The 14203-nt window shown below is 45.3% G+C and carries 12 protein-coding genes and 1 riboswitch; of the genes, 7 read left to right on the top strand and 5 right to left on the bottom strand.

The features are described from left to right. Positions 1–86 precede the first annotated feature (86 nt). The gene (locus tag ACOJUR_RS03810) at positions 87–1172 is read right to left on the bottom strand and encodes an isocitrate/isopropylmalate family dehydrogenase (RefSeq protein WP_203115085.1); all 1086 of its coding nucleotides are present in this window, start codon (positions 1170–1172) and stop codon (positions 87–89) included. Between the two features lie 139 nt (positions 1173–1311). Between ACOJUR_RS03810 and ACOJUR_RS03815 the strand changes: the two genes are divergently transcribed. From ACOJUR_RS03815 to ACOJUR_RS03825, 3 genes are all read left to right on the top strand, one after another. Next, positions 1312–2289 (top strand): amidase domain-containing protein, encoded by a 978-nt coding sequence (locus ACOJUR_RS03815; RefSeq protein WP_420949286.1) that lies wholly within the window; start codon positions 1312–1314, stop codon positions 2287–2289. Positions 2290–2375: 86 nt separating this feature from the next. Then, a complete protein-coding gene (gene trmL, locus ACOJUR_RS03820) occupies positions 2376–2834 on the top strand; it encodes a tRNA (uridine(34)/cytosine(34)/5-carboxymethylaminomethyluridine(34)-2'-O)-methyltransferase TrmL (RefSeq protein WP_072873583.1) in 459 nt (152 codons plus the stop codon). 220 nt (positions 2835–3054) lie between these two features. Then, positions 3055–3387, top strand: a complete 333-nt coding sequence (locus ACOJUR_RS03825) for a GNAT family N-acetyltransferase (RefSeq protein WP_420949287.1) — start codon at positions 3055–3057, stop codon at positions 3385–3387. Between the two features lie 89 nt (positions 3388–3476). On the opposite strand, the gene lpdA is transcribed toward ACOJUR_RS03825, so the two are convergent. From lpdA to pdhA, 4 genes are read right to left on the bottom strand one after another with little or no spacing between them, the layout of a single operon-like run. Then, positions 3477–4889, bottom strand: a complete 1413-nt coding sequence (gene lpdA / locus ACOJUR_RS03830) for a dihydrolipoyl dehydrogenase (RefSeq protein ID WP_420949288.1) — start codon at positions 4887–4889, stop codon at positions 3477–3479. Between the two features lie 4 nt (positions 4890–4893). Next, the gene (locus tag ACOJUR_RS03835) at positions 4894–6165 is read right to left on the bottom strand and encodes a dihydrolipoamide acetyltransferase family protein (protein WP_072873532.1); all 1272 of its coding nucleotides are present in this window, start codon (positions 6163–6165) and stop codon (positions 4894–4896) included. Between the two features lie 19 nt (positions 6166–6184). Further along, positions 6185–7165: an alpha-ketoacid dehydrogenase subunit beta gene (locus ACOJUR_RS03840; RefSeq protein ID WP_420949289.1), complete on the bottom strand. Its 981-nt coding sequence runs from the start codon at positions 7163–7165 to the stop codon at positions 6185–6187. Between the two features lie 4 nt (positions 7166–7169). Further along, a complete protein-coding gene (gene pdhA / locus ACOJUR_RS03845) occupies positions 7170–8255 on the bottom strand; it encodes a pyruvate dehydrogenase (acetyl-transferring) E1 component subunit alpha (protein WP_072873581.1) in 1086 nt (361 codons plus the stop codon). Positions 8256–8503: 248 nt separating this feature from the next. On the opposite strand from pdhA, the gene ACOJUR_RS03850 reads away from it, so the two are divergent. From ACOJUR_RS03850 to ACOJUR_RS03865, 4 genes are all read left to right on the top strand, one after another. Further along, entirely contained in the window at positions 8504–9220 is a 717-nt protein-coding gene (locus tag ACOJUR_RS03850) for an alpha/beta hydrolase (protein ID WP_072873530.1), read from the top strand. A gap of 136 nt (positions 9221–9356) precedes the next feature. After that, positions 9357–11255, top strand: coding sequence for a PrkA family serine protein kinase (locus ACOJUR_RS03855; protein WP_203115088.1), 1899 nt, complete (start codon positions 9357–9359; stop codon positions 11253–11255). 30 nt (positions 11256–11285) lie between these two features. Then, positions 11286–12437 (top strand): sporulation protein YhbH, encoded by a 1152-nt coding sequence (yhbH, locus tag ACOJUR_RS03860; protein WP_203115089.1) that lies wholly within the window; start codon positions 11286–11288, stop codon positions 12435–12437. Next, complete coding sequence (locus ACOJUR_RS03865; protein WP_420949290.1) at positions 12434–13876, top strand: SpoVR family protein; 1443 nt, start codon at positions 12434–12436, stop codon at positions 13874–13876. The genes yhbH and ACOJUR_RS03865 overlap by 4 nt, the downstream gene beginning before the upstream one ends. A 93-nt stretch (positions 13877–13969) precedes the next feature. After that, positions 13970–14031: riboswitch (Fluoride riboswitch) on the top strand. The last annotated feature ends 172 nt before the right edge of the window (positions 14032–14203 follow it).

The raw sequence follows: 14203 nt of genomic DNA on the forward strand, positions 1-14203 counted from the left end.
TAGAGGACGGAAAATATGAGAAAGGATCTGCTTCTGAAGCATGAAAACATGCTTTCGCGGCAGATCCTTCTTCTGCTTCTGATGTTTTATACGCTTTCTCCAAGCGTACTCCATACTTCTAACTTTGTTTTTACTCGTTCAATGACTTCATCCGTAAATTCTGTCGTGGAAGCGCCTCCGCCCAAGTCGGAAGTACGACAACCGGTCATCACAGTTTCCAGAGTGCTTTCGTAGATAGCTCTCGATGCTGTTTGACAAGATTTATCTTCCATATAGGCGAGCAAGGAAGCGGTAGCTAAAATCATAGCCATTGGATTGGCAACGTTTTTGCCAAATAAGCTGGGAGCTGTTCCGTGTGGAGCTTCTGCCATTACCGTTTGAGGCTTACAATTATCGTCCAAAGAAAGAAGAATAGATTCAGATCCAGCAATCGTTCCAAACATTTGTAAAACGAGATCGCTCAAACAATCACCGTCACGATTGAGAGCTGGAATTACTAAAGGTTCTCCTGCTTTTACCAACAATAAAGCATATGTTGCGTCAATTAACTGAGGTTCATAGGGAACGTTGGGATAACGTTCTGCAGCCCTATCCATTTCTTCTTTCAGCATTCCTTCATAAATAGGGGAAACAGTGAATTTTGGCCCACCAAACACTTTAGCATTCAGTCTTTTGGCGTGTTGAAAAGCATATTCGGCGACACCTCGGCAAATTTTGCGCGAGATTTTTTCAGTACGATAGGCAATTTCTTCATTATCAACCGTCTCACGCCATTCTTTGGCACCATAAGCGTCATCAACAGCCATTCTTACAACAGAGATGGGTGAATATACACCCACTGGCGGTGCTACGCTTGGAATACGCCGGCCTGTGCGTACAATCACCGTTCCATTGATCTCTTTTCGTAAAATGGCGTTGGGACTACCTACGTCGCCTTTTGTTTCCGGCGTAATCGTGGCTGCTTTAAGTCCATAACCATATTCACGCATTGCTTTTGCCGCTTCATGCACAATCTCGTTGTTGGTCTTGCGGCGGTTTTCCAGACTCAAATCAAAACGATGTAATTCTACGTCTACGCCGATTACATTAGCATCAAGCAGGCGTAATGACTGTTCGAGGAGTTCTTGACCTGTTTGGTCACCCTCCATGACAGCAATTTTGGGTTTGCTCATGAATGTCCACCCTTTCTATTTGATTCATTTCTGACGTGACATGGATTCCAGAGAGGAGTATACCATAGCCAACAGAGATTCTCATGAAAAATGAGCAAATATCGATTTACTGTCATAGTCTGCCCATGGTGAGGTGAACGTGGTGGAAGCGATTTTGCACGCCGTTCAAACATGGTTTGCTGCTCGAAACCAAGCATGGGTTAGTTTGGATAAAGATTCTAATTTACTAAGGAATGCGCCTGTTGCAACAGAATTGGGGCGGAAAGCGTGGCAGGAAGTGCGACGTATGCGTTTGGCAACTTTACATGACGGGATGCGTTTGGCACGAGCGCACACTTGTGTAGCCGTTTTAGATGTTCAATTTAAGGAAAATCGTCGCCTTGCAAAGGTTCTTGCCAACGAACTTGTCTATTTGACCAAGGTGTCTACGCCTGCCATGACTGTGGAGGCTAGACAGTTAGAGCATGAAATGACATGGCAGCGTAATCATCAACACTGGCAATTGAAAGAGGACCATCTGCTGGGGTTACAAGAGGATTGTAAGATGAATAATCGCATCATCAAACCTGCAGTTCATTGTGTATCGATGAGGGATGATATTGTCAACATAAGGCAATGGTATACGGGTAAACAGATGGGTTACTCGCGATTATTGGCTGTTCGATACGCAGACTTATGGTGGCAGAAACAAAATCCCCTATATGCACAGTATGAAAACGACAGTGCCAATTATGTGTCTCAGTGCTTGTTTGCAGCAGGACTTGGTATGAGTGAAAAAAATTCGCACGGATGGTGGATGGATACAGCCCGTCAGGAATATGCACCAGCCTGGACGATGCCGCATCTGCTCTATCATTCGTTGCTTTCACGTAAAAATGTCATACGACTGGAAAAATCCAGACAATGTATCGTGGGCGATCTCGTTTTTTATGATTGGCATGGGAATCATCGTCCCAGTCATGTTGCTATTGTGACAGATTTCGATCATCAAGGAAGGCCACTTGTGAACAGTCATTCCATGCATGTACAATATCGTCCTTATCGTTATCTCGATTCGCCTATTTATTCAGACCGTGTCCAGTATCTTTTTTTGAGAATTCCAGATGGAACCGTGTAAGTACGTTGTCGATAGTTGGATCTCTTCTCTTGTTCTCTTCCTGTGCTAAACTAGGGGAAGTGTGAAAAGTGGAGGGAATTGTTTTGTTGCACATTGTTTTGGTAGAACCTGAAATACCCGCCAACACGGGGAACATTGCTAGAACCTGCTCTGCTACGGGCAGTGTTTTGCATTTGGTGAGACCACTGGGATTTTCTACAGACGATCGTCAACTTAAAAGGGCAGGGTTAGATTACTGGCATCTTTTAGACATCCGATATCATGATAGCATGGAAGAAATATGGAAAGCATATGCCGATCGTAGATTTCATTATGCTTCAACTAAAGGAGGACGCTATTACTCAGAGGCTAACTATCAAGACGGAGATTTTCTGGTGTTTGGTAAAGAAACCAAAGGTCTGCCAGAAGAAATGTTGGAAGCTCATCGTGAAGAAGTGATACGAATTCCAATGCGGCGCGATGCCCGTTCTCTCAATCTATCGAATGCTGTCGCCATAGTGGCCTATGAGGCTCTACGCCAATGGTCGTTTCCTGGAATGCTATAGATATATCGCACCGAATTGAATGATCGGTATGCATGGTTCTTCAAGTTTTGATATTATCAGCAGTTTGGATCTTCTTTTCGGCAGCATTCTACTTGATTTGCAGTCGGATGGTGCAGTATACGCTATTGCTCGGGAAATATGTCGAATCCTATGTCTGAGATGATAGTAGAAAAATAGCTCGAAAGGCGCTTTTATGCGTAACTGCTGGGGAGGTGAGAACATGTCTCAAGCGAATGATGGAGTAGTTCGGTGGGGGGACGATAAAATTGAAAGAAATGGTGTAAATTTTATCATCCGTGATGAAAACGGATCGACCATTGCCTATGTAACAAATCGTGTATCAGAGGATGGATATCTATGGTTGGAACACACGGTTGTATCTTCTCAGTTGCGCGGTCATGGCATAGGAGGACGTTTGGTGCAGAAAGTAGTTGAGATGGCGAGAAATGAAGGACTCAAAATCGTTCCTGTTTGTTCCTTTGCCGTAGCAGAGTTTAAAAAACATCCAGAATATCATGATGTTTTGGCAGACCAAGCAAACGCTTCATCTTAATTTAGAATCAAATTGCCATGACCATGGGTTAATGAGCCCAATGTCATGGCAATTTTTACGTCTATTCCATAAGAGATATAGCGAAATGTTTACTTGGTGACGACGTGAACAGCCTGACCCAGACCTACTTCGGCAGCTTCCATGACCATTTCACCTAGAGTTGGGTGTGCATGAATGGTAAGCGCCAAATCTTCTAGCGTAGCGCTCATTTCAATGGCTAATCCAAATTCAGCTATCATATTAGAAGCCTCAGTGCCTACAATATGCGCGCCAACTACAACACCACTTTTCTTGTCAGCTACCACTTTTACAAACCCGGCATCAGCATTCAGGGAAACAGCTCGACCATTAGCTGCAAATGGGAAACGGCCAACAGCAATCTCTCCATATTGTTTCTTGGCCTCTTCTTCGCTTAAACCAACCGAGGCCATTTCCGGATCAGAGAAGACGACGGCGGGAATACAACGGTAGTCGACAATGCTGGGGTGTCCAGCAATAGCTTCCGCAGCTACTTTGCCTTCATAGGAGGCTTTGTGGGCAAGGGCAGCTCCTGGCACAATATCACCAATTGCAAAAACTTTAGAGTTCGTTGTCCGTCCTTGTGTGTCCACTTTCACCAAGCCTTTTTCATCTACTTGGATACCAGCAACGTCAAGACCTATGTCATCTGTGTTGGGGCGGCGTCCTACGGTAACCAGCACATAGTCAGCAGTGACTTTCTGCTCGTTGCCGTCTTTGTCTTTGAAAGTCAAAGTCACTTCTTTATCAGTCTCTTCGACAGATTGAGCCATGGCTTTGGTGTGAATTTCCACGTTGTATTTCTTCAAATTGCGTTCTACCAGACGAACCATCTGTTTATCGAACGCGGCGAGGATGGAGTCGAGTCCTTCTACAATCGTCACTTGGGAGCCAAATTTAGCAAAAGTTTGTCCCAGTTCTGTACCAATGTAGCCTCCGCCCACAATGACCAATCGTTTTGGCACTTCTTCTAAATTCAGTGCTTCTGTGGAACTGATCACTCGCTTGCTGTAGGGCAACGATTTTAATTCGATGGGACGTGAACCTGTAGCCAAGATGCAGTGTTGGAACGCAAAGCGTTCACTCTCATGTTCCATCATAATGCGTACTTCATTCTCTTTGGTAAAGAAAGCTTCACCGGAGATGACTTTAATTTTATTGCCTTTCATGAGCGTTGATACGCCACCGGTCATTTTTTCGACAACCGTTTTTTTCCAGGCTTGAACTTTGCTGAAGTCCAGTTCTACGCTCGATTGAATACCAGGGAAAGGTGATTCTTTGGCAGCTTCATACTGATGAGCTGCTGAAATTAAAGCTTTGGAAGGTATACAGCCACGATTGAGACAAACTCCACCTAATTCCGCTTTGTCTACTAATGTCACTGATTTGCCTAGCTGAGCTGCACGAATCGCGGCGACATAACCACCAGGACCGCCACCAATGACAAGAACATCCACTTCTTCGCTGAATTCCCCAACTACCATGTCGTTACACCTCCATCAAAAGTAAACGCGGGTTTTGCAAGAAAGATTTGATGTCGTTCAGGAATTGTTGGCCTAATACTCCATCAATCATGCGGTGATCGAATGACAAGCTAAGTGCCATCATTTGGGCCGGTTCAACTGCGCCATTACGAATGACCGGTTTCTCAACAATACGTCCCACACCTAAAATAGCCAATTCGGGATAGTTGATAATAGGCGTAAAGAACATGCCACCAGCCGATCCGATATTCGTAATGGAGATGGTGCTTCCCTTCATTTCATTCGGGCTCAATTTGCCGCTTCGCCCACGTGTCGCTAAATCGTCAATCTCTGAGGCAATGTTCCACATGTTTTTGCGATCCGCGTGTCGAATTACGGGGACAATTAAACCGCGATCGGTATCAGTAGCAATGCCCACATGGTAATAGTGTTTCACCACAAGCTCTTGTTTTTCCTCGTCATATACTGCGTTGATGGTGGGGTGTTTTCGCAATGCAGCAATTAACGCCTTAACAATGAATGGCAAATAAGTAATTTTAACGCCGCGATCGGCCGCAAGAGGTTTGATCTCTTGCCGCAATTTGACAAGTTCCGTCACGTCTACTTCATCCATCAGGGTCACATGAGGTGCAGTATAGGCTGAGCGAGCCATGGATTCAGCAATTTTTTTGCGAATCATGGTAAGCGGAATACGCTCTTCTGTCTCGCCATCGTCTAGAGAATGAATCTGTGTTGATGGAGCGTTTTGACCGTCTTCTGATTTTGAAGCAGCGACTTGTGTGCCTCCTTGTTTGAAGGCGTCAATATCTTCCTTGGTAACTTTACCGTTATTGCCGGTACCGGTAACTTGACGAATATCGATTCCTTGCTCTCTTGCGTACTTGCGTACTCCAGGTGTTGCGAGAACTTCATGTGCAGAAGATAATTCTGGTGTAGATGACTCTTTGTTAGCTGGCGCAACAGCTACCGGTTTTTCTTCCGGTTGGGGCGCTTGTTCCTGGGGTTTGGAAGCTGTTGTGTCCACATTGCCCTCTCCAGCAACTTCCAATGTCATCAATACATCTCCAACCACGGATGTTGTCCCTTCACTTACTTTCAACTCGATGACTTTGCCCGATACAGGTGAGGGTAGTTCCACTAGTGCTTTGTCATTTTCTACTTCTGCTACCGCGTCGTCTTCCTGGATAGTATCTCCCGGTTGGACCAACCAGCGGGCAATGCGGCCTTCATGCAAACCTTCACCGAGTTCTGGAAGCTTTAATTCATATACAGCCATTCATGTCACCTCCTCAAAGTTAAAGACTCATGACTTTGTCCAGACCGCGGATAACAAATTCGGGTGTCGGGAGCCATTCGTCTTCGATTAAACCAAATGGATAGACGGTATCAGGCGGTGAAACGCGCAAAACGGGAGCTTCCAAATGGAAAATAGCATTCTCTGTGATCTGAGCTACAATCTCTGCTCCAGCGCCTGCAGAACGTTGAGCTTCCTGCAATACGATGGCGCGATGAGTTTTCTTGACAGAGGCTACAATTGTATCCAAATCAATAGGACTAATGGTGCGCAGATCTATCACTTCAGCTTCCAATTGCTTTTCCTTTGCCCATTGTTCTGCTGCTTTAAGTGCCGTATGAACCATAGCCCCATAGGTGACAATGGTGATATCTTTACCTTCACGCACTACGTTTGCCTGGCCGAGCGGTATGGTATACGCATCTTCTGGAACTTCTTGACGTATCGAGCGATACAATTTCATGTGTTCAAGAAACAGTACCGGATCGTTATCACGGATAGCTGATATCAGTAAGCCTTTAGCATCGTATGGATTGGACGGAATAACAACTTTGATGCCAGGGGTTTGAACAAACAAACCTTCAAGGCTGTCAGCATGGAGTTCTGGGGTCCGAACACCTCCACCAAAAGGCGCACGAAAAACCACAGGACAATTGTAACGGCCACCAGAGCGGTAACGCATACGCGCTGTTTGTGAAGCGATTTGGTCAAACGCTTCAAAGACAAATCCAAAGAATTGGATTTCTGCAACCGGACGAAAACCTTGTGTGGACAGCCCGTTTGCTAAACCAGCAATACCAGATTCAGCCAAAGGTGTGTCAAAGACACGATCTTTACCATATTTGGCCTGTAATCCGTCTGTAGCACGGAAGACACCGCCATTGTGACCAACGTCTTCACCAAAGACCAGCACTTTTTCATCTAAATCTAACTCATTGTCGAGTGCATTTGTAATCGCTTGAATCATTGTTAATTGCGCCATAGTATTAGTTTCCCTCCTGACCGCTGAATTCTGCAATTTGCCGTTTCAGAGGAGCGGTTGGCGTTTCAAACATACTCTCCAGTAATCCTGGAATTGTCATTTTTTCTACCGCATCCGCTTTTTTCAAAGCGTCGTTGATAGCATCTTTGGCTTCTTCCATGACTCGCTCTTCATCTTCCTGAGTCCACAGCCCTTTGCTCTCCAAATAGGTGCGGAAGCGAATCAGAGGATCGCGTTTTTCCCATTCCGACTCGGTTTCTTTGCTGCGATAACGAGTGGGGTCGTCTCCTGACATGGTGTGTGGGCCGTAGCGGAATGTCACTGCTTCGATCATTGTTGGACCATCACCGTTGCGAGCGCGATCGACCGCTTCTTTGGTGACACTGTACATGGCAAGCACGTCCATGCCGTCCACTTGGATGCCCGGGATACCAGCGGCAACCGCTTTCTGCGCCAGTGTTTCAGCCGCTGTCTGCAAAGAGACGGGTACAGAGATGGCAAATTGATTGTTCTGAACAATGAAAACAGCAGGCAATTGAAAAGCTCCGGCAAAGTTCATGCCTTCATAAAAATCACCTTGCGATGTTCCACCATCACCGGTGTAAGTGATAGCCACTCGTTTTTCACCTTTTAGTTTGAAGGCCATGGCAATGCCTGGGGTTTGGACGATTTGTGCGCCAATGATGATTTGCGGCATCATGACGTTAACATCTTCTGGAATGCGTCCACCCAACTGATGTCCGCGCGAATAGAGAAATGCCTGATGCAATGGCCAGCCATGCCATACGCATTGGGGCACATCACGATAACCAGGGATGATAAAATCTTCTTTCTTTGTAGCGAATTCGCTGCCAATCATGGAACCTTCTTGACCAGCGACTGGAGCGTAGAAACCAAGTCTTCCCTGTCTCGTCAGACGCACAGCGCGCTGATCCCAGACTCGTGTAAAGACCATTCGGCGCATGATTTCACGCAACTCTTCATCGCTCAGTTTGGGCAGTCGGTTAGAGTCAACAACTTTACCGTTCTCATCCAATACTTGAACGTAGGGGACAGAACGTTCCTTGACAGTTGTGCTCACATTCTTCACCTCATTCGTCAAAGTGAAATTCAATCCTCAGTTTGAAGCTTTGCTTGCCCAGGCATACGGCCTAAGAGAGAGCCATTGCATGTCAGAGAGCATCGCACTAGTGATACAGAATCAAATTCATTATAATACACTTGTTACAAAGTAGCGATAGTCACATAAAAATCCGATATTTATCTGTTATATAACGTGAATTATTTTTTCTGATACAGTGTAGGTACAGCAGCCGTTTGAACAAAGGAGAGTTGCCCATGGATACATCACGCAAGATAGAAGCTCACGTATGGCAGAGTCGTGCTCTTGGTGAGGAGCGCACAGTCAAGGTCTATCTTCCCCCCAACTATGACACGCATACGGCGTATCCGATTGTTTACTGTCATGATGGACTGGAGTTTTTTACACACGGGCGTGTAGCCACGATTGCTCAACAACTGATTGCCGAAGGTCGTCTCAAACCAGTGCTGATTGCTGGAATTGCAGTCAATCTGCAACAAAGAAATCAAGACTACGCAATGGACGGCACTCGACACGAAGCTTATTGCGAATTTGTACTGGATGAGTGCATACCAGAAATCGAACAACATTATTCGGTCGATCCGGCACAACGATCTATGGCGGGTATATCGCTTGGCGCAGTCGCTACACTCTCCATGATGCTGCATAAACGTTCCTTGTTTCGCCACTTCATGCTTTTTTCTGGCGCCTACTTTCCGAGTGTACAAGAGGCGTTGCGCATGGTAGCCGATCTATCTGAGTATCGCGCTTATATGGTGGTAGGTGATGAAGAGGCGGAGGCAACGACACCGAATGGTGTCTATGATTTTTTAACCTACAATCGGCAAATGCGCGATTTGCTGCAAGAGCGGGGAATGGACATTACTTATAAGGAAGCGCCAGGTAATCATATTTGGGGATTTTGGCAGAAATTGCTCCCTGACGCTTTGACATGGTGGCAACCTACCCGCTGACGCCGCCCATTTTTCTTCTTGGTGATACTTCGGCGAATTGGGTCAAGTTCTACCGGAATAGGATAAACCATTCCGGTAGACGCGCCCTTCCAGGTTGTGTCAGGTAACCAAGAAGAAGACAGATGGGGGGATTTGCGTGAATTTTCTCGATCGATTGAGTCGTTACCGGGCGGAAGAAGAAGCACTCCGCTGGGAAGGTACGTTTTCTGATTATTTAGAAATTGTCCGTTCCAATCCTTCTGTTGCCAAAAGCGCTCATGCGCGTATTTATGACATGATAGTGGCTGCCGGAATTGAACAGGGGGCAGACAATCGTCCCGTCTATCTGTTTTTTGAACGTGAAATGTATGGTCTGTCACAAACGCTGGAGCGTCTGGTTGAAGAGTATTTCCACGCAGCCGCTAAGCGTCTTGACGTACGCAAGCGAATTCTGCTTCTCATGGGACCCGTCAGTGGAGGTAAATCGACTATTGTGACCATGCTCAAACGCGGACTTGAAAGGTATTCGCGTACGGATGCAGGCGCACTCTATGGTATTTCCGGGTGCCCCATGCACGAAGAACCTTTACATCTCATTCCCCAAGAACTGCGTGATGAGTTTGAGAAAGAGTATGGCGTACGAATTGAGGGCAATCTTTGTCCCAGTTGCCGTCTCATGCTTGAAGAAACATATCAAGGACAGGTCGATCGCGTTCCAGTTGAGCGTGTATTGCTTTCCGAAGAACGTCGAGTAGGCATTGGTACCTTCAGCCCCTCTGATCCTAAGTCGCAAGATATAGCCGATCTGACGGGGAGTATCGATTTTTCCACTATTACAGAGTTTGGATCAGAAAGTGATCCGCGCGCGTATCGATTTGACGGTGAATTGAACAAAGCAAACCGAGGCTTAATGGAGTTCCAGGAGATGCTCAAATGCGATGAGAAGTTTCTATGGAATTTGCTCAGTCTGACTCAGGAAGGGAATTTTAAAGCAGGCCGTTTCGCTTTGATATCTGCGGACGAAATGATTGTGGCGCATACGAATGAAGCTGAATATCGTTCCTTTGTTGCCAATCGCAAGAATGAAGCACTGCAATCACGGATGATTGTCATGCCTGTACCCTATAACCTGCGCGTCGACGATGAAGTGAAAATCTATGAGAAGTTAATCAAGGCCAGTGATCTCTCACAAGTTCATATTGCACCCCATACCCTCAAAACAGCATCGATTTTTTCCATTTTGACAAGGTTGAAGGATTCTAAAAAACAGGGTATGGATTTACTGAAAAAACTCTATCTCTACAACGGGCAGGCTGTGGAAGGCATGAAAGACTCAGATGTCAAGGAGTTGCAAGCAGAATATCCAGATGAAGGAATGTCGGGTCTTGATCCACGATATATCATCAATCGGATTTCCACAGCCCTGATTCGCCGGGATACACAGTGTATCAATGCTCTTGACGTGTTGCGTGCCATAAAAGACGGTCTCGATCAACACGCTTCCATCTCTAAAGAAGATCGAGAAAAACTTTTAAATTTCATTGCTATTGCTCGCAAAGAGTACGATGAAATGGCTAAAACTGAAGTGCAAAAAGCGTTTGTCTATTCTTTTGAAGAATCTGCGAAGACATTGCTCGACAACTATTTGGATAACGTGGAAGCCTACTGTAACTGGCAAAAAATCAAAGATCCACTGACGGGTGAAGAGATTGACCCAGACGAGAGGCTCATGCGTTCTATAGAAGAACAAATTGGTATTTCGGAAAACGCCAAGCGAGCCTTTCGAGAAGAAATACTTATTCGCATCTCGACATATGCCCGACGTGGCAAGCGTTTTGAATACAATTCTCATGAACGCCTTCGGGAAGCGATTGAGAAAAAACTTTTCAGTGATTTAAAAGACGTTGTTAAAATCACAACTTCCAGTAAAACTCCAGATGAACAACAATTGAAAAAGGTCAATGAAGTGACGGCCCGCTTGATTGACGAACATGGTTATTGTCCGGTTTGTGCCAATGAGTTGCTCCGTTATACAGGCTCCCTTTTGAATCGATAATCAAATTTGGCTGGCAAGGGGGTGGAGACGATGTCGAATGAATCATTCACGCTCTCGAAAGAAGACTGGTCGCTCCATCGCAAAGGGCAACAAGATCAAGAACGTCATAAGGAAAAGGTCAAGGAGGCCATCAAAAATAATCTTGCCGATCTCATCAGTGACGAAGGCATCATCATGAGCGATGGTCGGCAGATTGTTAAAATCCCGATTCGTTCGTTGGAAGAATACCGTATTCGCTACAATTATTCGAAAAATCGACAACCGGGAACTGGCAAAGGTGGTTCCCAGGTTGGAGATGTGATTGGCAACGGTCAGCCTGGCCAAGGTCAGGATCAGTCAGGGGCGGGGGATGGGAAAGGCGTTGACTACGAAGAAGCTGGCGTGACTTTGGAAGATATCGAAGAAATGCTTTTCGCTGAGTTGGAGTTGCCGAATCTTGTACCTAAATCGAATGAAAATATTCAGGTTACGGATGTGGATTTTCGAGACGTCCGGAAAAATGGCCTCATGTCCAATATTGACAAACGCCGTACATTATTGGAGGCTATTCGGCATAGTGCTCGAAACGGATCGGACAAAATGATGATTCGTCCAGACGACTTGCGTTTTCGTACGTGGGAAGACACCATTGAGCCAGATTCCAATGCGGTTATTTTGGCGCTGATGGATACTTCGGGTTCAATGGGATTGTTTGAAAAATATGCTGCGCGGACATTCTTCTTTTGGATGGTTCGGTTTTTGCGTACGAAGTATGAGAATGTGCATATCCGTTATATTGCTCATCATACGGAAGCAAAGGAAGTATCAGAGGAACATTTCTTTACCAAGGGTGAAAGCGGTGGAACCATTTGTTCCTCCGCATATGATTTGGCGCTACGTATCATTCAACAGGACTATCCTGCCGGTTCTTATAATATTTATCCTGTCCATTTTTCGGACGGTGATAATCTCACATCTGACAATGAGAAATGTATCAAACGAGTGGAAGAAATCTGTAAACTCTCGCAGATGTTTGCTTATGCTGAAGTAAACGCTTATGCTCGCTCTTCGACACTCATGTCGGCATACAGTAAAATGCAGAATCCACTCTTTCGAAAGTTTGTCATTCGTGAGAAATCGGACGTCTATCGTGCACTGCGTGCATTCTTTTCGGCCGCTCCGGAGGAGGGGAATACTGCTTGAACGTTCAGGAAATTGAAAAATTAGAAAAAAGCATCGAGTCTATGACCCAATTAGCCCGTACATGCGGGCTGGATTTTTATCCAATGCGTTATGAAATTTGTCCTGCAGATATTATCTACACGTTCGGCGCCTATGGCATGCCAACTAGGTTTTCGCATTGGAGCTTTGGCAAAATATTTCATCGATTGCGTTTGGAATATGACTTTGGCTTGAGTCGCATTTATGAGTTGGTTATCAATTCTAATCCTTGCTATGCGTTTTTGCTGGAAGGAAATACATTGCTACAAAATCAAACTGTCTGTGCTCACGTGTTAGCGCATTGTGATTTTTTTAAAAATAATGCCATGTTTACTCATACACCTCGTGATATGGTGGAACGTATGTCGATTTCTGCTGAACGCATTCGCCAATATGAACTTCAGTATGGACGCGGTACGGTGGAATCTTTGCTGGATGCTGGTCTAGCTCTTCAAGAGCATGTGGACGCTTCGGTTTCTGGACGTCGATATCGTAGGGAGTGGCGTGAACAAAAGGATAGAGAAAGACGCGGGCTGTACTCTGAAGATAGACCGTCTAAAAAAAGATCGGACTATGATGATTTGTGGACAATTGGCGACGAGCTACAAATAGAAAGTACCTTTGTCGAGGAACAGAGTACACGTTTTCCTCTTCCGCAGAAAGATATCATGCTCTTCCTAATAGAACACAGTCCTGTACTCAAACTATGGCAACGGGACGTGCTCTCTATTTTAAGAGACGAAATGCTTTACTTTTGGCCGCAAATGGAGACCAAGATTATGAACGAAGGTTGGGCAACATACTGGCATTTGCGAATTATGCGTGAGATGGATTTGTTGCCGGAAGATTCGATTGAATTTGCCAAGATGCATGCCGGAGTAGTTCTTCCTTCCCGTACAACCATTAATCCTTATTACGTGGGGTTGGCAATTTGGGAGGATATTGAAAAAAGATGGAGTAAGCGTCAAACACCTTCTTCAACAGCAAGTGAAGGACTCGGTTCGGCTGGTCGGGAGAAAATGTTTGAAGTGCGCGAGATGGAAAATGACATTTCCTTTCTGCGCAATTATCTGACGAAGGAATTGATGGAGCAACTCGATCTCTATCTTTATCAAAAAGTAGGCAATGAGTACCGGGTTGTAGAAACAGATTACGAGCAAGTTCGCAACGCGCTATGTGCTTCGCGTCTGAATGGGGGAATTCCCGTCATTCTTGTAGAAGACGGAGATTATCAGAGAAATGGAGAATTGTTCTTGCGCCATGCGTATGAGGGTGTGGAACTCGATTTAAAACAGTTAGAAAAAACACTTCCCTATTTGTATCAATTGTGGGGAAGAACCTGCCATTTGGCTACTGTAGTGGAAGGGCGGGAAGTGATTTTTAGCTGTGATGGCAAGCGCACACAACGAAAATTTGTTTAGTGTAGTTGCATTCTTGAGATTGGAATAGAGACGAAAATGATGGCATTTGCCGTTTCTGTTTTCTGCATTCACTATATAATGTAATACAAAATGAACTGAACAGGTGATGGAGCCCACCTTAACCGCCTCTATAGGATAATAGCTCCTACAAATTTATGAAATTTGTAGGGGTTTTTATATTTTGCAAGCATAAGTACATATGCGTAAATTGCTGTAACCCAAAGTCTAACTGCGTTCAGGACAGGCAAACGTCTTGGACTGTTTTTCCATTCCTGCATATGGTATGTCAAGCTGCCTGATGAATAGGCATCCAAATCGTATGAAGGA

This window comes from Alicyclobacillus tolerans, from assembly GCF_048984885.1.
Taxonomy (GTDB): Bacteria; Bacillota; Bacilli; order Alicyclobacillales; family Alicyclobacillaceae; genus Alicyclobacillus_I; species Alicyclobacillus_I tolerans.

Excerpts from the sequence above, each read along its gene's own strand:
- lpdA (WP_420949288.1), bottom strand. The coding sequence starts at position 4,889 with ATGGTAGTTGGGGAATTCAGCGAAGAAGTGGATGTTCTTGTCATTGGT.
- ACOJUR_RS03810 (WP_203115085.1), bottom strand. The coding sequence starts at position 1,172 with ATGAGCAAACCCAAAATTGCTGTCATGGAGGGTGACCAAACAGGTCAA.
- yhbH (WP_203115089.1), top strand. The coding sequence starts at position 11,286 with ATGTCGAATGAATCATTCACGCTCTCGAAAGAAGACTGGTCGCTCCAT.
- ACOJUR_RS03850 (WP_072873530.1), top strand. The coding sequence starts at position 8,504 with ATGGATACATCACGCAAGATAGAAGCTCACGTATGGCAGAGTCGTGCT.
- ACOJUR_RS03840 (WP_420949289.1), bottom strand. The coding sequence starts at position 7,165 with ATGGCGCAATTAACAATGATTCAAGCGATTACAAATGCACTCGACAAT.
- ACOJUR_RS03835 (WP_072873532.1), bottom strand. The coding sequence starts at position 6,165 with ATGGCTGTATATGAATTAAAGCTTCCAGAACTCGGTGAAGGTTTGCAT.
- ACOJUR_RS03825 (WP_420949287.1), top strand. The coding sequence starts at position 3,055 with ATGTCTCAAGCGAATGATGGAGTAGTTCGGTGGGGGGACGATAAAATT.